This window comes from Amycolatopsis sp. WQ 127309, from assembly GCF_023023025.1.
GTDB lineage: Bacteria > Actinomycetota > Actinomycetes > Mycobacteriales > Pseudonocardiaceae > Amycolatopsis.
This window is the reverse complement of the sequence record NZ_CP095481.1, coordinates 720,100-736,807: the sequence shown is the minus strand read 5'-3', so window position 1 is coordinate 736,807 and position 16,708 is coordinate 720,100. Positions and strand designations below refer to the sequence as shown.

General features: G+C 70.7%; 16 protein-coding genes. 10 read left to right on the top strand and 6 right to left on the bottom strand.

Features of this window, described 5'->3' with window-relative positions; all coding sequences use genetic code 11:
* The first annotated feature begins 32 nt into the window (after positions 1-32).
* The 3 genes from MUY22_RS02830 to MUY22_RS02820 all read left to right on the top strand — a co-directional run bounded on the left by MUY22_RS02830 (position 33) and on the right by MUY22_RS02820 (position 2,142).
* Complete coding sequence (locus MUY22_RS02830) at positions 33-602, top strand: hypothetical protein (protein WP_247056721.1); 570 nt, start codon at positions 33-35, stop codon at positions 600-602.
* Positions 599-1,597, top strand: coding sequence for a hypothetical protein (locus MUY22_RS02825; protein WP_247056718.1), 999 nt, complete (start codon positions 599-601; stop codon positions 1,595-1,597). Before MUY22_RS02830 ends, MUY22_RS02825 begins: the two co-directional genes overlap by 4 nt.
* Before the next feature lie 95 nt (positions 1,598-1,692).
* Positions 1,693-2,142, top strand: a complete 450-nt coding sequence (locus MUY22_RS02820) for a hypothetical protein (RefSeq protein WP_247056716.1) — start codon at positions 1,693-1,695, stop codon at positions 2,140-2,142.
* Between the two features lie 10 nt (positions 2,143-2,152).
* Here the strand turns inward: MUY22_RS02820 and MUY22_RS02815 are convergent, their stop codons facing one another.
* From MUY22_RS02815 to MUY22_RS02795, 5 genes are all read right to left on the bottom strand, one after another.
* Positions 2,153-3,298 carry an NAD(P)/FAD-dependent oxidoreductase gene (locus MUY22_RS02815; protein WP_247056714.1) on the bottom strand — a complete coding sequence of 382 codons (1,146 nt, stop codon included), beginning with the start codon at positions 3,296-3,298 and terminating at the stop codon, positions 2,153-2,155.
* Positions 3,295-3,615, bottom strand: a complete 321-nt coding sequence (locus MUY22_RS02810; protein WP_247056712.1) for a bifunctional 3-phenylpropionate/cinnamic acid dioxygenase ferredoxin subunit — start codon at positions 3,613-3,615, stop codon at positions 3,295-3,297. Before MUY22_RS02810 ends, MUY22_RS02815 begins: the two co-directional genes overlap by 4 nt.
* Before the next feature lie 183 nt (positions 3,616-3,798).
* A complete protein-coding gene (betA, locus tag MUY22_RS02805; protein WP_247056710.1) occupies positions 3,799-5,457 on the bottom strand; it encodes a choline dehydrogenase in 1,659 nt (552 codons plus the stop codon).
* A 9-nt stretch (positions 5,458-5,466) separates the two neighbouring features.
* The gene (locus MUY22_RS02800) at positions 5,467-7,035 is read right to left on the bottom strand and encodes an amino acid permease (protein ID WP_247056708.1); all 1,569 of its coding nucleotides are present in this window, start codon (positions 7,033-7,035) and stop codon (positions 5,467-5,469) included.
* A gap of 33 nt (positions 7,036-7,068) precedes the next feature.
* A complete protein-coding gene (locus MUY22_RS02795; RefSeq protein WP_247056706.1) occupies positions 7,069-8,535 on the bottom strand; it encodes an aldehyde dehydrogenase family protein in 1,467 nt (488 codons plus the stop codon).
* Positions 8,536-8,694: 159 nt separating this feature from the next.
* Between MUY22_RS02795 and MUY22_RS02790 the strand changes: the two genes are divergently transcribed.
* Positions 8,695-9,288 carry a TetR/AcrR family transcriptional regulator gene (locus MUY22_RS02790; RefSeq protein ID WP_247056703.1) on the top strand — a complete coding sequence of 198 codons (594 nt, stop codon included), beginning with the start codon at positions 8,695-8,697 and terminating at the stop codon, positions 9,286-9,288.
* Positions 9,289-9,530: 242 nt separating this feature from the next.
* Positions 9,531-10,652, top strand: a complete 1,122-nt coding sequence (locus MUY22_RS02785; protein WP_247056702.1) for an aromatic ring-hydroxylating dioxygenase subunit alpha — start codon at positions 9,531-9,533, stop codon at positions 10,650-10,652.
* Here the strand turns inward: MUY22_RS02785 and MUY22_RS02780 are convergent.
* Positions 10,649-11,296, bottom strand: coding sequence for a GntR family transcriptional regulator (locus MUY22_RS02780; protein ID WP_247056700.1), 648 nt, complete (start codon positions 11,294-11,296; stop codon positions 10,649-10,651). The genes MUY22_RS02785 and MUY22_RS02780 overlap by 4 nt on opposite strands.
* Before the next feature lie 55 nt (positions 11,297-11,351).
* Here MUY22_RS02780 and MUY22_RS02775 point away from each other — a divergent pair, with 55 nt between their 5' ends.
* From MUY22_RS02775 to purU, 5 genes are read left to right on the top strand one after another with little or no spacing between them, the layout of a single operon-like run.
* Positions 11,352-12,581: a sarcosine oxidase subunit beta family protein gene (locus tag MUY22_RS02775; RefSeq protein ID WP_247056698.1), complete on the top strand. Its 1,230-nt coding sequence runs from the start codon at positions 11,352-11,354 to the stop codon at positions 12,579-12,581.
* Between the two features lie 10 nt (positions 12,582-12,591).
* Positions 12,592-12,870: a sarcosine oxidase subunit delta gene (locus MUY22_RS02770; RefSeq protein WP_247056696.1), complete on the top strand. Its 279-nt coding sequence runs from the start codon at positions 12,592-12,594 to the stop codon at positions 12,868-12,870.
* Complete coding sequence (locus MUY22_RS02765; RefSeq protein WP_247056694.1) at positions 12,867-15,404, top strand: 2Fe-2S iron-sulfur cluster-binding protein; 2,538 nt, start codon at positions 12,867-12,869, stop codon at positions 15,402-15,404. The genes MUY22_RS02770 and MUY22_RS02765 overlap by 4 nt, the downstream gene beginning before the upstream one ends.
* Positions 15,394-15,867, top strand: coding sequence for a sarcosine oxidase subunit gamma (locus MUY22_RS02760; RefSeq protein ID WP_247056692.1), 474 nt, complete (start codon positions 15,394-15,396; stop codon positions 15,865-15,867). Before MUY22_RS02765 ends, MUY22_RS02760 begins: the two co-directional genes overlap by 11 nt.
* Entirely contained in the window at positions 15,864-16,706 is an 843-nt protein-coding gene (purU, locus tag MUY22_RS02755) for a formyltetrahydrofolate deformylase (protein WP_247056690.1), read from the top strand. The genes MUY22_RS02760 and purU overlap by 4 nt, the downstream gene beginning before the upstream one ends.
* The last annotated feature ends 2 nt before the right edge of the window (positions 16,707-16,708 follow it).

Genomic DNA, 16,708 nt, shown 5'->3' with positions numbered 1-16,708 from the left:
GATGTGACGGGAATGGCACTTAAAGTGTTCGCGTGACGACTCCAGCCCAGCACGACCGGGACCAGGCGGCGGCGCGCGTGGGCCGGCTCAAGCAGGACCTGGCGGCCCGGCTCGACACGGCGCCGGAGCCCGGTGCCGAGGACGCCGAGCCGATGGACCGGCTCGTGGCTGCGGCCGTCCGGCTGCTGGACGCCGAGGCGGACCACGACGAGGCCGTGCACCGGCTGGTGGCGGCGGAGCTCGGCGCCCGCCACGCGGCGACGCAGCGCGCGGTCGTGTTCTTCGCGGCCGGGCCGGTGCTCGCCGGGCTGGTCTCGGCCGCGCTCGTGCTGTTCGGCGTGCTGTCGCCCGGGTGGCTGCCGTTGCTGGTCCCGCTGTTCGCGGCCGGGATGTGGGTCGGCTTCGCGCCCGTCCGGAAGGTGCCGGCGGTGCTGCGCGAGCGGACGCGGGCGGCCTGGGCGGGCACGCTGGCCGCGGTCTTCCTGGTGGCGGCGTTGCTGCCGTGGCCGTCGAGCACGGCGAACGTCGTCAGCACGGTCCTGGCGGTGCTCGGGACGGCGGGCGCGATCGCGGGCCTGGTCCGGGAAAGCCGGATCCCGTGACGCGCGGCTACGCCACCTACGGCGACGACCCCGACTTCGAGGCGGAGTACGCCGACTACGCCGAGCCGGCCGACGACACGCGCCGCGACCTCGACGAGCTGTTCGCGGCCGTCGACGGGCTGCGCACCGCCGTCCGGGACGTCGACGCCCGGGACGCCGGGCTGCGCCGGGAGTTCGCGGACCTGGCCGACCGCCTGGGTCCCGGAGCGCCCCAGGAGCACCGGATCGACCAGCTCGGCCGGCAGCTCGAACGGCTGCAGCAGCAGGTGCAGGCGCTGGAGCGCGCGGTGCGCGTGTCCGACGGCGTGCCGCAGGCGAACCTCGACGACGTCGGCGCGGAGACGCGCGCGCTGGCGGCGCAGGCCGCGCGCTGGGACGACCTGCACAAGGAGCTGGTGACGAAGGAGCAGCGCGCCCGCCACGAGCAGGAGATCGCGCGGCTGGGGGACGTGCGCGAAGCGGGCGCGCGCTGCGACGCCGACCTGCTGGACGTCATCCGCCGCCTCGCCACGACGGACCGTGGTTCCCGCGCTCGCGGGGACGCCGAGTCGTCGTTGCGCGCGTTGAGCACCCGGCGCCGCACGTTGCTGGACGAGGAGATCCCCGCGGCCTTCGACGCCGCGGAGCAGGCCCGGCTCGCGTTGCGGGAGGCCGACGCGGTCGACGCGCGCGTGGTCCCGCAGCTGGAGCGGGCCGAACGCGCGTGGCAGGACCTGCAGGTCCGCCTGCGGACCCGGATCACCGACGCGCTCGGCTCCAACGCGCTGCTCCCGATGTGGTTCAGCCGCGCGCTCGGCGTCGCCCCGCCGTCGGGGACCTCGGGCGACGCCTGGATCCGCACGGCGGCTTCGGTGCTCGCGTACCGGGTGACGTTCGGGATCAAGGACCCGGCCCTGCCGCTGGGTCCGCCGCCGGCCGACGGCGCCGACACGACCGAGCGCCGCTGGACCTGGCGGGCCCGGCTGGAGTCCGATCTGGACGACCTGTCCCTGTGACGCGAGATTACCGAGCGTAGTCAGCCGTACGGCTGATTTCGGGCCGGGTCCCTCCGGACGCGGAACATCCTGTCGGGGCCGGGCGACTCAGGAGCATGGACGAGCCAGCCGAGAAATCACGGCACCGGGACTATCCCGCCGACGGCCTGCGGGCGTTGGGCCGCAAGGACTACAACGCGGCTGTCGCGGCTCTCACGCAAGCGCTTCGCGCGCCGTCGGCGGACCCCGCGCTGTACTTCCACCTCGCGCTGGCGCAGTTGCGTGGCAACCGTCCGGATCGGGTGAAGTCGGCCCGGGACCTGAACGTCGTCCGCTACTGCCTCGACCGGGCCGGGCACCTCGCGCACGCCCGGGTTCTGCTCCACCTGGCCGACGAGGACCGGGGCCGGTCCTGGGAGCGGGGCGGGCAGGTCGCCGCGCGGGTGCGCGCGCTCGTCGAGGCGATGGACCCGGAGTACGTCGAGGAGATCCTCGAGCACGTCACGGCACCCGAGAACCGGGTGTGGCAACTGCTCGTCGCCCAGCGGGACAAGACGACCGGCTGATCGACGCCGGCTAGACCGCGGCCGGGCGGCGCAACGCCTGACGCCTCAGCCGGTTGAAGAGCTTCGCGTTGTTCAGCGCGAACACCCCGACCGTCACGCCGTCACGCTGGTAGGTCGCCACGAACGACTCGTCCGACGGGCCGCCCTCCACGAACGTGAGCGCGTCGTCCGGGCGTGGGTGCCCGGCCAGTTGCAACGTGCCCGCGTACTGGTCCGACCAGACGTACCCGCTCGGCGTGTACGTGCGTTCGGTCCGTCCGGCCAGGAGGTTGCCCACCGCGACCGGGGCCTGCTCGGACGCGTTCGTCCAGTGCTCGTGGCGCCGGCCCTCACCGGAAACGTGGTAGCGGGCGACGTCGCCGATCGCCACCACCTGGGGCAGGTCCGTCACCAGGCCCGCGTCCGTGTGGACGCCGTTGCCGGTCGTCAGGCCGGAGCCCGCCAGCCAGTCCGTGGCCGGGGTCATCCCGACGCCCACCACCACGACGTCCGCCGGTACCAGCGAACCGTCGGCCAGGTGGACGCCGGACTCGGACAGGCTCGAGACGGCGACCCCGCAGCGCAGGTCCGTGCCGTGGTCGGCGTGCAGCCGGGCGCACACCGCCGCCAGCTCCGGGCCCAGCACCGGGACCAAAGGCGCAGGCAGGGCCTCCAAGACGACCACGTCGAGGCCCAGGGAACGGCACGTCGAGGCCACCTCGGCGCCGATGAACCCGGCCCCGACGATCGCCACGCGCACCCCGGGGACCAGCGCGGCCCGCAGCGCCAGCGCGTCGTCGATGGTCCGCAGCGTGTGGGCGCCCTCGAAGCCCGGCAGTGTGCGCGCGCGGCCGCCGGTGGCGATGACGACGCCGTCCGCGTGCACCGAGCTGCCGTCCGAGAGGTGCACCCGGCGGGCGGCCGGGTCCAGCGACGTCGCCCGGACGCCCAGGCGGAAGTCCAGGGCCAGCGACGCGAGGTCGCCGGCGTCGAGCAGCTCCAGCGCGGCGCGGGAGGTCGTTCCGGCCAGGAAACCCTTGGACAGCGGCGGCCGGTCGTACGGCAGGTGCGCCTCTTCGCCGATCAGCACCACGCCGCCGTCGTAGCCCTGCGCGCGCAGCTCCTGCGCGGCGCGGACCCCGGCCAGCGAAGCGCCGACGACCGCTACGCGCTTCACGCGGCGTCCTCGCGGGCCACACCCTGGACGTAGATGACGCCGTCGTCGACCAGCACGGTGTACGTCCGCACCGGTTCCTTCGCGGGCAGGCAGCTCGGCACGCCCGTGCGCAGGTCGAACAGCGCCGCGTGCAGCGGGCACTCGACGAAGCAGCCTTCGAGCCAGCCGTCGGCCAGCGAGGCGTCCTGGTGGGTGCACGTGTCGTCGATGGCGTACAGCTCGCCGTCCTCGGTGTGGAACACCGCGATGGCGGGAGACCCCGGGATCCGGACGGACTCACCCGGGGGCAGCTCGTCGACGGTGCACGCGCGAATCATGACGCCTCCGCTAACTGTTGCGCATTGAGGAACATCGACTGTGATCCGCAACAAGTGTGAATTCGCCGAAGGGCGTCGTCAAGGGGGTACGCCCCGGTAGTTTCCGTTACCCGCTAACGGATAATCCGGGCACCGCGAAGCGCCCGTACCGGGGATGGTGGTACGGGCGCTGCGACGTCCGGGCTAGTTCTCGCCGTGGCGGTAGAACGGCTGCTTGAGCGGGGCCAGCGGGGTGTTGCCGAGGATCAGGTCCGCGGCCTTCTCCGCGGTCATCATCACCGGCGCGTAGATGTTGCCGTTGGGGATGTAGGGCATGACCGACGCGTCGACCACGCGCAGGCCCTCGGTGCCGTGCACCCGCATCGTCTGCGGGTCGACGACGGCCCCCTCGTCCACGCCCATCTTGGCCGTGCACGACGGGTGCAGCGCCGTCTCGGCGTCCTTCGCGACCCAGTCCAGGATCTCCTCGTCGGTCTCGACCGACGGCCCAGGCGAGATCTCCCCGCCGTTGTAGGGCCCCATCGCGGACTGGTTGAGGATCTTCCGCGCCACCCGCACGGCTTCCACCCATTCGCGCCGGTCGTTCTCCGTGGACAGGTAGTTGAACTTGATCGCCGGGTGCTGCCGCGGGTCGGTCGAGGTGAGCTTCACCGAGCCGCGGGTGTCGGCGTACATCGGGCCGACGTGCACCTGGTAGCCGTGGCCTTCCGTGGGCGCCGACCCGTCGTAGCGGATCGCCACCGGCAGGAAGTGGAACATCAGGTTCGGGTACTTCACCTCGTCGTTCGACCGGACGAACCCGCCGCCCTCGAAGTGGTTGGTCGCGGCCGGGCCGTTGCGCAGGAACAGCCACTGCGCGCCGATGTAGGGCCGCTTCCACTTGGCCAGCGACGGCTGCATCGACACCGGTTCCTTGCAGGCGTACTGGATGTACACCTCCAGGTGATCCTGCAGGTTCTCGCCGACGCCCGGCAGGTCCTTCACGACGTCGATGCCGAGCTTCTCCAGGTCGGCCGCGTGGCCGACGCCGGAGAGCTGCAGTAGCTGCGGGCTGTTGATCGCGCCGCCGCAGAGGATGATCTCCTTGCCGTACACCTCGGCCGGCACGCCCCGGCCTTCGCTGTACTCGACGCCGATCGCGCGGGTGCCGTCGAAGAGGATCTGCGAGACGAACGCGTGCGTCTTCACCGTGAGGTTGGCGCGGTTCTCGACCGGGTGCAGGTAGGCGCCGGCCGCGGACAGCCGCCGTCCTTTCCGGACGTTGCGGTCGAACGCCGCGAAGCCCTCCTGCCGGTAGCCGTTGACGTCGTCGGTGCGCGGGTAGCCCGCTTCCTCGGCGGCGTCGAAGAAGGCCTGGAACAGGGGGTTCGAGGCCGGGCCGCGCTCCAGCTCGAGCGGGCCGTCGTGGCCGCGCCACTGCCCGTCCGGCGCGTCGGCGAGGCAGTTCTCCATGCGCTGGAAGTACGGCAGGCAGTGCGCGTAGTCCCATGTGGACATACCGGGGTCGCCGGCCCAGCGTTCGTAGTCCAGCGGGTTGCCGCGCTGGAAGATCATCCCGTTGATGCTCGACGAGCCGCCGAGCACCTTGCCGCGGGCGTGGTAGATGCGGCGCCGGTTCATGTGCGGCTCGGGCTCGCTGCGGTAGCCCCAGTCGTAGAACTTCGACCCGATCGGGAACGTCAGCGCGGCCGGCATGTGGATGAAGACGTCCCACTTGTAGTCGGACCGGCCGGCTTCCAGGACGAGGACCTTGTTCGACGGGTTCGCCGACAGCCGGTTCGCCAGCGCGCAGCCCGCCGAGCCACCGCCGACGATGACGAAGTCGTAGGTATCGGAACTCATGGGGCCTCCTCAGCCGGGCAAGGTGTCCGGGGCGTTGTCGGGCATGTGCTCGGGGCTCGTGTGCGACGAACCCCAGGTACCGCGCCGGATGTAGAGCATGATCGCACCGACGACGACGATCAGCCCGGTGACGATCACCGCCCCCCACTGGAAGTACCAGTGGTCGTCGCCGTAGACCTCGGCGCGCGGCCAGATCAGGTTGACCGTCATCGCGGCGCCGTAGACGACCGCGACCAGGTTCACCAGCGTGCCCCAGCGGCCGAGCTTGAAGTACGGCCCGTGGCCCGGGCGCGGCCAGCCACCGCGCAGGCGGCGGATCAGCATCGGGCCGGTGACCATCAGGTAGGGGATGTAGAACAGGATGATCGCGGTCGAGGTCAGGATGAAGAACGCCCGCTGGTTGCCCAGGTTGATCAGCAGCACCACGATCGTGAGGCCGCCGGTGAGCAGCGCGGGCACGACCGGCGTCTTCGAGCGCGGCGACACCTTGGCCATCGCCTTGCTGAACGGCAGCCGGCCGTCGCGGGACATCGCCCACGTCATCCGGATCGCCGCGGTCTGCACGGCCAGGCAGCACACCGTGATCGCGATCGCCGAGCAGATCAGGAAGGCGTCGCCGAGACCCTCGCCGAGGGTGCTCTTCAGCAGGTACGGCATGCCGGACGTGCTCAGCTCCTTGGCGTTGAGGTCGCCGACGGCCATCATGCCCACGAGCATCATCAGCCCGCCGACGATGAACGCGGCGGTGATCGCCCGCAGGATCGCGCGGGGTGCGTGCCGCCGCGGCTGCGTCGTCTCCTCGGCCAGCGAACCGGCGGTGTCGAAGCCGTAGAAGACGTACGCGCTCATGAGCGACGCCACCAGGAAGGCCCCGAGGTACCCGAACGTGTGACCCTCACCGGTGTCGTGGGTGTCGAAGACGATGCCCGGGCCGCGCTTGATGTGGATGGCGAGCGCGATCACGAGCAGCACGCTCGCGCCGAGCTCCACCGCGACGCCGAAGTTGTTGATCTTCGCCATCAGCTTGACACCGATGAGGTTCACGACCGTGGCGAACACGACCAGGATGAGCGCCAGGATGATGGCGTTCTGCGCGCCGCCCGGTGTGGACGTCAGGCCGGCGTCGTCGTCGCTGCCGACGATCTGGAACGCGGTCGACACCTGCGGCAGGATGATCTGGTAGGCCACCGCGACGGCCGCGGCCGTGACGATCGCGCCGATGATCATGATCCAGCCGGCCAGCCAGGACGTCGCGGGCTTCGCGATCTGCTTCGCCCATTGGTACACCGAGCCGGCGAGCGGGAACTGCCCGGCCAGCTCGGCGAAGCAGAGGGCGACGGCGGCCTGGCCGATGAAGACCAGCGGCCACGTCCAGATGAAGGCCGGCCCGCCCGAGCCGAAGCCGAAGAAGAAGAGCTGGAACACGCCGGTCAGGATGGAGATGTAGCTGAACCCGGCGGCGAAGCTGGAGAACGAGCCGAGCGAGCGTTCGAGTTCCTGGCGGTAGCCGAACTTCTCGAGCTCGGAGCTGTCGTCCGGGGCAGGCCCCCCGCCCGCCTTCTGCGAATCGATGGTCATCGTCGGTCCTCACGTGGTGGGGTGGGGGAGTGATCAGCCCTTGAACCAGTGCTGCGGAACGGGATCGATGTTCTGGTAGACGTGCTTGCTCTCCTGGTACTCCGCCAGCCCGGACGGTCCGAGCTCGCGGCCGATGCCGGACCGGCCGAACCCGCCCCACTCCGCCTGCGGCAGGTAGGGGTGGTAGTCGTTGATCCACACGGTGCCGTGGCGCAGGGCCCCGGCGACCCGCTGGGCGCGGGACGCGTCCGACGTCCACACGGCTCCGGCGAGCCCGTACTCGGTGTCGTTGGCCAGCGCGATCGCGTCGGCCTCTTCGCGGAAGCGTTCGACGGTGACGACCGGGCCGAAGACCTCTTCCCGGACCACCGCCATGTCCCTGGTGCAGCCGGAGAACACCGTCGGGCGCAGGAAGAAACCGCTTTCGTACCGGGCGCCTTCGGGTCGCTTGCCGCCCGCCCGCAGGGTCGCGCCCTCCCGGAGAGCGCTTTCGATGTAGCCCTCGACCTTGGCGCGGTGCTGCGCCGAGACGAGCGGGCCCGTCTCGGTGGCGGGATCGAGGCCGTCGCCGACCCGGATCGCGTCGGCGCGCGCGGCGAGGTCCGCCACGAACCGGTCATGGATGCCATCCTGGACGATCAAGCGCGCGCCCGCCGAGCACACCTGTCCCGAATGGACGAACGCGGCCATCAGCGCGTAGTCGAGGGCGGTGTCGTACGCGGCGTCGTCGAACACCACGTTCGGGTTCTTGCCGCCGAGCTCCAGGGCGACCCGGCGGACGCCCTTCGCGGCGGCCGTCATGATCTTCTCGCCGGTCGCGTAGCCGCCGGTGAACGAGACGAGGTCCACGGCCGGGTGCTCGACCATCGCGGCGCCGACGGGACCGGGGCCGAGCAGGAGGTTGACGACGCCCGGCGGGACGCCGGCCTCGTCGAGCAGCGCGACCAGCTTGATCGTGGTCAGCGGCGTCACCTCGCTCGGCTTGAGCACCATCGTGTTGCCCGCGGCCAGCGCCGGGGCGACCTTCCAGGACATCTGCAGCAGCGGGTAGTTCCACGGCGCGATCAGCGCGCAGACGCCGACGGGCTCGTGCACGATCCGGCTCACGACGGTCGCGCTGCCCGCGTCGACCACCCGGCCGGCGTCCTTGCCGGCGAGGTCGGCGTAGTAGCGGAAGACGTTCGTCACGTCGTCGATGTCGATCCGGCCCTCGCCCAGCGTCTTGCCGGTGTCGAGGCTCTCGGTGCGGGCGAGGTCCTCGCGGTCGCGGACCAGCAGGCCGGCGACGCGGCGGAGGAGTTCGCCGCGCTCGGTCGCGGTGGTCGTGCGCCACGGACCGGCGTCGAAGGCCCGGCGTGCGGCTCTGACAGCGGCGTCGACGTCCTCGGGCCCGGCCTCGGCGACCTTTTCGATCACTTGGCCGGTGGCGGGGTTGAGCACGTCGGAGGCGGTGCCGCCGGCGGCGTCCGTCCAGCCTCCGTCGATGTACAGGTCCTTCATGCGGCCCCTTCCGATTCGGTAGTGGCTGCCTGGTCGCGCTTGAGTGCGTACATTTGTACGCGAGGCGTGTACAGATGTCCACAAGTAGGGTCCGTCAGGTCGGCGTGCGACGATCTGTCCGTCGCGCCGGAGACGCACGAAGGGGGCTGCTCGACACCGATGTCGAAGACCGAATCCACCACGGCGTCCACGGCCGGCCGGCGGCGTGGCCCCAACGACCCCGACCGGCGCGCGCGGATCGCCAAGGCGGCGATCGAGGTCGTCGCCCAGCGGGGCATCGACGGCCTCACCCACCGCGCGGTCGCCGCCGCCGCGGGTGTGCCGCTGGGCTCGACGACCTACCACTTCGCGACCCTGGACGACCTGCTCGAGGTGGCGCTGCACGAGGCCGCCGAGAAGAACGTCCACGCGCTGAAGGAGTGGGAAGCGGCGCTGCCGCCGGACGCCGACTTCGCCGCGGCGCTGGCCGACCTGGTCATGGGCTACATCAACGAGCAGTACCGCGACACGGTCGTCGAGTACGACCTGTACGTCGCGGCCCTGCACCGCCCCCGCCTCCGCGCGGCGAGCGCGGCCTGGGACGACGCCCTCACCGAGCTCTACGGCATCCGCACCGACCCGCTCACCGGCCGGCTCCTGGCCGGCCTGTTCTGCGGCCTCCTCATGCAGGCCGCCCTGGCCGACCCCCGCCCGACCCGCGAGGAGATCGAAACCCTCTTCCGCCGGGCCATTCACGGCCCGGCCAACCCGTAACTCGCGTGATCGAGCACGGAACTCGCGTGATTGAAGCCGTAACTCGCGAGTTCCGTCTCCAATCACGCGAGTGACGGGCCCAGTCACGTGAGTTACGGCTGAAACGTGCCGGAAATCTTGGGCGGGCGTTGAAAACTTGGGTTGACAGTCGTCCTCGGTGGGAGTCACTCTGTTCCGGAGTGAGCAACAAGACGCGTTCTGCGCAACTACTCCCGTACTGACCGCGGAGAGGACCCCCGACGGTGACCACTACCGATCTCCCGCCGAGCCTGCTCGCCACGCTGCCCGGCTCCTACTACACCGATCCGGCGATCTTCGCGCTGGAGCAGGCGAAGATCTTCGAGGCCGACTGGTTCTGCGCCGTGCGCAGCGCGGACCTCGCCGGGCCGGGTGCGTTCGAGACCGTGCAGATCGGCAAGGAGAGCGTCCTGGTCTCGCGGGGGCGCGACGGGAAGCTGAACGCGTTCCTCAACGTCTGCCGCCACCGCGGCGCGCGGCTGTGCACCGCCGAGTCCGGCACCGTGAAGCGCGCGTTCCAGTGCCCGTACCACGCCTGGACGTACGGCCTCGACGGCAAGCTGATCGCCGCGCCGAACCTCACCGGCATGCCGGACGTCGACCGCACGACGTTCGGGCTCACCCGCGTCCACCTGCGCGAATGGCTCGGTTACGCGTGGGTCTGCCTGGCCGCCGAGCCGCCGCCGTTCGAGGGCAGCGTGGTCGCCGCGGTCACCGAGCGGCTCGGCGGCGAGAGTGCGATCGAGGCGTACGGCGTCGACGGCCTCGCACTCGGCAAGCGCATCGAGTACGACGTGAAGGCGAACTGGAAACAGATCATCGAGAACTTCATGGAGTGCTACCACTGCGCGACGATCCACCCGGAGCTCACCGAGGTCCTGCCGGAGTTCGCCGACGGCTATGCGGCGCAGTACTACGTCGGCCACGGCGCGGAGTTCGGCGGCGAGGTCCAGGGCTTCACCATCGACGGCAGCGAGGGCGTCGAGCGGCTGCCCGGTGTCACCGAGGACCAGGACCGCAAGTACTACGCGATCACCATCCGGCCGCAGGTGTTCGTCAACCTGGTGCCCGACCACGTGATCCTGCACCGGATGTTCCCGCTGGCCCCGGACCGGACGCTGGTCCGCTGCGACTGGCTCTACCTGCCCGGTGTCGTCGAGTCCGGGCGCGACCTGACGCGCTCGGTCGAGCTGTTCCACCGCGTCAACCTGCAGGACTTCGAGGCGTGCGAACGCTGCCAGGTCGCGATGGACTCGCGCGCCTACGCCGGCGGCGGGGTGCTCGTGCCCAGCGAGCACCACATCGGCGAGTTCCACGACTGGGTCCGCGCGCGTCTGGGGCTCTAGATCAGGGCCCGGATGGCCGCCTCGAAGCCGGCGACGTGCTCGAGCGTGAGCGCGGCGGCCTTCTCGGCGTCGCCCTCGATGATCGCGGTGAGGAGCGGGACGTGCTCGTCGACGTGGCCGGCCATCCCGGGCAGCCGGGGGACGAACACGCACCAGATCCGCGTCGCGAGGTTGTCGTAGCGGATGAGCGTGTCCTCGAGGAACGGGTTGTGCACGCACCGGTAGATCGCCCGGTGCAGGGCGAGGTCGGTGCGCAGCAGCTCGGCGTTGTCCCCGGCCGGGACGCCGGCGTCGAGCCGCCCGCGCAGCTCGGTGAGCGTCGCCCGGTCGGCTTCGGTCGCGCGTCCGGCCGCGGCGGCGGTGGCCATCGGTTCCAGGGTGCGGCGGACCTCGGAGATGTGCGCGAGGTCGGAGATGTTGACGTCGGTGGCGAACGTGCCCCGCCGCGGGTAGGCGACGACCAGCCGCTCGGACTCGAGGCGTTTGAGCGCCTCGCGGATCGGCGTGCGGCCCATGCCGAGGGTGGCGCCGAGCCACTCCTCGTTGATCGGGTCGCCCGGCCGGATGTCGAGCATGACCAGGCGATCACGAACGAAGAGGTACGCCTGCTCCGCCAGCGATGGGGGATTGACCTGTGGGTGCACGCCGCTTAGCCTACATCGACAATTGATATATCAGAAGTCGACCAGGAGGATACGGATGCCTCGCACCCCCGGCGCGGACCTGCCGGACCACCCTGACTTCCTCTGGAACGACCCCGACCCGAAGCCGGCCTACGACGTGATCGTGGTCGGCGGCGGCGGGCACGGCCTCGCCACCGCCTACTACCTGGCGAAGGTGCACGGCATCACCAACGTCGCCGTGCTGGAGAAGGGCTGGCTCGCGGGCGGCAACATGGCCCGCAACACCACGATCATCCGCTCCAACTACCTCTGGGACGAGAGTTCCGGCATCTACGAGCACTCCCTCAAGCTCTGGGAAGGCCTCGAAGAGGACCTCGGCTACCCGATCCTGTTCAGCCAGCGCGGGGTGCTCAACCTCGCGCACACTCTGCAGGACGTCCGTGACAGCGTCCGCCGCGTCGAGGCCAACAAGCTCAACGGCATCGACGCCGAATGGGTGGACGCCGACGGCGTCAAAGAGCTGTGCCCGATCGTCAACACCTCGCCGGACGTCCGCTACCCGGTGCTCGGCGCGACCTACCAGCCGCGCGCGGGCATCGCGAAGCACGACTACGTAGCCTGGGGCTTCGCCCGCGCGGCGCACGCGATGGGCGTCGACCTCATCCAGAACTGCGAGGTCACCGGCATCTCCACGACGGGCGGCCGGGTCACCGCGGTCGAGACGTCGAGGGGCCGGATCGCCGCGGGCAAGGTCGCGTTGTGCGCCGCCGGGCACTCGTCGGTGCTGGCGAAGATGGTCGGCCTCGACCTGCCGCTCGTGTCGCATCCCTTGCAGGCCTTGGTGTCCGAGCTGCTGGAGCCGATCCACCCGACGGTCGTCATGTCGAACGCTGTGCACGTCTACGTTTCCCAGGCGCACAAGGGCGAGCTCGTCATGGGCGCCGGCATCGACAGTTACAACGGTTACGGCCAGCGCGGCTCGTTCCACGTCATCGAGCAGCAGATGGCCGCCGCGCTGGAGCTGTTCCCGGTGTTCGCGCGGGCGCACCTGCTGCGGACGTGGGCGGGCATCGTCGACGTCAGCCCGGACGCGTCGCCGATCGTCGGTCTGACGCCGGTCGAGAACCTGTTCCTCAACTGCGGCTGGGGCACCGGCGGCTTCAAGGCCACCCCGGGGGTCGGCGACGTCTTCGCCGCGACCATCGCGCGCGGGAAGCCGCACGAGTACGCCGAACCGTTCACCTTGGACCGGTTCACCACCGGTGCCCTCGTCGACGAGCACGGCGCCGCCGCCGTGGCGCATTAGGAGTGTCCACATGCAACTGATTTCTTGCCCCTGGTGCGGGCCGCGTGAAGAGGCCGAGTTCCACTACGGCGGCCAGGCCCACGTCGCCTACCCCGAGGACCCGGCCGCTCTGTCCGATGAGGACTGGGCGAAGTTCGTGTTCTTCCGCGCCAACCCGAGCGGCCCGTTCGCCGAGCGCTGGAGCCACTCCGCGGGCTGCCGCCGGTGGTTCAACGCCGTCCGCGACACCCGCACCCACGACCTCCTGGCGGTCTACCGCCTCGACGAGCCGAAGCCGGTGATCTCATGACCCGGCTGTCCGGCGTCCCGCTCAAGTTCACCTTCGACGGCCGCGAGCTGACCGGTTTCCTCGGCGACACCTTGGCTTCCGCGTTGCTGGCCAACGGAATCCACCAGGTCGCGACGAGCATCAAGTACGGCCGGCCGCGCGGCATCGTCGCGGCGGGTGTCGAGGACTCGAACGCCCTGGTGCAGATCGAAGCGCCGTTCCCGGAGCCGATGCTGAGCGCGACGACGGTCGAGCTGTACGACGGCCTGGTCGCGCGCGGCCTGTCCGGTCAAGGCCGCCTGGCCGCCGAGCCCGACCCGGCCCGGTACGACGCCAAGCACGTCCACTGTGACGTCCTGGTCGTCGGCGCCGGACCGGCCGGGCTCGCCGCCGCCCGCGCCGCCTCTGGTCGTGTCCTGCTGGTGGACGACCAGCCCGGCGGTGAGGCTCCCGAGGGAGTCCGGTTCCTCTCGCGGACCACGGCGTTCGGCGTCTACGACGACGGGTTCGTGCTGGCCCTGGAACGCCGTGGCGAGCCCGCTGCTCCCGAAAGGATCTCGCGGCAGCGGGTGTGGCGGATCCGGGCTCGAAAGATCGTGCTGGCCACCGGTGCCCACGAGCGGCCGATCGTGTTCCCGGACAACGACCGCCCGGGCATCATGCTCGCCGGCGCCGCGCGCACGTACCTGAACCGCTACGGCGTCCTGGCCGGGCAACGCGTAGTTGTCTTCACCACCAACGACAGCGCGTACGACGCCGCCTCCGACCTGGCGGCGGCCGGGGCCGAGATCGTGCGGATCGTCGACGCCCGCGAGGGCTACGGCGTCATCGGCACCGACGGCGACGCCCACATCACCGCCGCCCACGTGGCGAAACTGGGCGAGATGCGGGGGGAGCGGGTCGAGTGCGACCTGCTGCTCGTGTCCGGCGGCTGGAACCCGGCCGTGCACCTCTACAGCCAGGCCCGCGGTGCCCTGCGCTACGACCCCCGGCTCGGCGCGTACGTCCCGGCCGGCGACCTGCCGAACGTGAGCGTCGTGGGTGCCGCGGCGGGAGAAGGACTGCCGGAGGCCATGACGCTCTGGCAGGTACCCGCACCGGAGTCCGAAGTGGACACCCGGTTCGTGGACCAGCAGCGGGACGCGACCGTCTCGGACGTCCTGCGCGCCACCGGCGCCGGGCTCCGCTCGCTGGAACACATCAAGCGCTACACGACGATCGGGACCGCGCACGACCAGGGCAAGACGTCCGGCCTCCTCGCCGCGGGCATCACCGCCGAAGCTCTCGGTGTCGACCTGTCGACGCAGCGGCCCACGACGTTCCGGCCGCCGTACACGCCCGTGTCGTTCGCCGCGCTGGCCGGGCGGCACCGCGGTGACCTGCACGATCCCGTGCGCGTCACCATGATCCACCCGTGGCACGTCGAGCACGGCGCCGAGTTCGAGAACGTCGGCCAGTGGAAACGGCCGTGGTACTACCCGCGGCCGGGCGAGACGATGCACGACGCCGTCCAGCGCGAATGCCGCGCCGCGCGCACCGACGTCGCCGTCATGGACGGGTCCACCCTGGGCAAGATCGACGTCCAGGGCCCGGACGCCGCCGCGTTCCTCGACCTGCTCTACACGAACATGATGAGCAACCTGCGTGTCGGCCGCATCCGCTACGGCGTCATGTGCGGCGTCGACGGCATGGTCATCGACGACGGCACGGTCATCCGCGTCGCCGAAGAACGGTTCCTCGTCACCACCACGACCGGCAACGCGGCCATGGTCCTCGAGTGGATGGAGGAGTGGCTGCAGACGGAGTGGCCGCACCTCAACGTCTTCGCGACGTCGGTCACCGAACACTGGGCCACGCTTCCGCTGGTCGGCCCCCGCTCCCGGGAAGTCCTGGGCCGGTTGGCGCCGGACCTCGACGTCTCCAACGACGCCTTCGGGTTCATGACCTGGCAGGACGCCGAGGTCGCCGGGCTCAAGGCGCGGGTCTGCCGGATCAGTTTCTCCGGCGAGCTGGCCTACGAGATCAACGTCCCGTCCTGGTACGGCCGCGCGCTGTGGGAGTCCATAGTGGACGAAGGGGCCACGCCGTACGGCACCGAGACCATGCACGTCCTGCGCGCCGAGAAGGGCTACCCGATCATCGGCCAGGACACCGACGGCACGGTCACCCCGCAGGACCTCGGGATGGCCTGGGCGGTGTCCAAGAAGAAGGTCGACTTCCTCGGCAAGCGGTCGTTCGCCCGCGCCGAGAACAACCGGCCGGACCGCAAGCAGCTCGTCGGCCTGCTGCCCGTCGATCCGTCGGTGCTGCTGCCCGAGGGCTCGCAGATCATCGAGTCCGAAACCGTGCCCGAACCACCGGTGCGGATGCTCGGCCACGTCACCTCCAGCTACCACAGCGCCGCGCTGGAACGGACCTTCGCGCTGGCCTTGGTGCGCTCGGGCCGGGAGCGCGTCGGTGAGACGCTGTACGTCCCGGTCGGCGACCAGGTGGTGCCGGTGACCGTGACCGAATCCGTGCTCTTCGACAAGGAAGGAGCCCGCCGTGACGGCTGACGCGGTCGAAGAACCGTTCCGCACCCAGCTCACCGTGCGTCTCCGGGACGGACACACCCTGCTCGGCGTCGACCTGCCCGAGCCGTGCACGTTCACCAGCGGCAACGGCGTCGACGTCCTCTGGATGGGTCCGGACGAGTACCTCGTGCTCGCCGAACCCGGCCGTCAAGCCGAGCTGGAGGCGGCGCTTTCCCGGGAATGTGACGCCGTGGTTGACGTCTCCGCGCAGCGGGTGACCGTGCAGCTGACAGGGGTGCACGCGCGGGACGTGCTCGCCCACGGCTGCTCGATCGACCTCGACCCGTCGGTGTCGCCGCCGGGCACCTGTGTGCAGACATTGCTGGCCCGGACCGGGATCGTGCTCATGGTCCGGGAAGACGGCTTCACGATCCTCGTGCGGCAGTCGTTCGCGAACTACTTCACGGCCTGGCTGGCCGACGCGAGTCCGGAGTACGTCTCGTGACCTTCACCTTGACCCTCAACTGCCCCGAACGCTCGGGCATCGTGCACGCCGTCACGACGTTCCTCGTCGGGCAGGGCTGCGACATCGTCGAGCACCAGCAGTTCGACGACGACGTCCGCGGCTCGCTGTTCCTGCGCACGTCGTTCACCGCACCCGAACCGACCACAGTGGACGATCTGCGGCGTGACTTCGCCGTGGTGGCCGGGGACTTCGGGATGGAGTTCGGCTTCTCCGACGGGACGCCGCCGCGGCTCCTGGTGATGGTGTCGAAGTTCGGGCACTGCCTCAACGACCTGCTGTTCCGCTGGCGCGCGGGCAGTCTCGGGGCGGACATCGCCGTGGTCGTGTCCAATCACGAAGACCTCCGGCCGATGGCCGAGGCGGCCGGCGTGCCGTTCGAGCACGTGCCGGTGACGCCGGAGACCAAGCCCGAGGCCGAGCAGCGGCTGCTCGACCTGGTCGGCGAGTACCAGGCCGATCTCGTCGTGCTCGCGCGGTACATGCAGGTGCTGTCCAACGACCTGTGCCTCAAGCTCGAAGGCCGCGCGATCAACATCCACCACTCGTTCCTGCCCGGGTTCAAGGGCGCCAAGCCCTACCACCAGGCCTACGACCGCGGCGTCAAGTACGTCGGCGCGACGGCGCACTACGTCACGCCCGACCTCGACGAAGGCCCGATCATCGAGCAGGAGGTCGCACGCGTCGACCACACCTACTCGCCGCGCGAGCTGGTGACCGTCGGGCGCGACGCCGAAGCGCTCGCCCTGTCCCGCGCGGTGCGCTGGCACTGCGAACGCCGCGTCCTGCTCAACGGCAACAGCACCGTCGTCTTCCGCTAGAA

Coding starts and splice junctions, on each gene's coding strand:
- MUY22_RS02820 (WP_247056716.1), top strand. CDS start 1,693: ATGGACGAGCCAGCCGAGAAATCACGGCACCGGGACTATCCCGCCGAC.
- MUY22_RS02810 (WP_247056712.1), bottom strand. CDS start 3,615: ATGATTCGCGCGTGCACCGTCGACGAGCTGCCCCCGGGTGAGTCCGTC.
- betA (WP_247056710.1), bottom strand. CDS start 5,457: ATGAGTTCCGATACCTACGACTTCGTCATCGTCGGCGGTGGCTCGGCG.
- MUY22_RS02800 (WP_247056708.1), bottom strand. CDS start 7,035: ATGACCATCGATTCGCAGAAGGCGGGCGGGGGGCCTGCCCCGGACGAC.
- MUY22_RS02795 (WP_247056706.1), bottom strand. CDS start 8,535: ATGAAGGACCTGTACATCGACGGAGGCTGGACGGACGCCGCCGGCGGC.
- MUY22_RS02790 (WP_247056703.1), top strand. CDS start 8,695: ATGTCGAAGACCGAATCCACCACGGCGTCCACGGCCGGCCGGCGGCGT.
- MUY22_RS02775 (WP_247056698.1), top strand. CDS start 11,352: ATGCCTCGCACCCCCGGCGCGGACCTGCCGGACCACCCTGACTTCCTC.
- MUY22_RS02770 (WP_247056696.1), top strand. CDS start 12,592: ATGCAACTGATTTCTTGCCCCTGGTGCGGGCCGCGTGAAGAGGCCGAG.
- MUY22_RS02765 (WP_247056694.1), top strand. CDS start 12,867: ATGACCCGGCTGTCCGGCGTCCCGCTCAAGTTCACCTTCGACGGCCGC.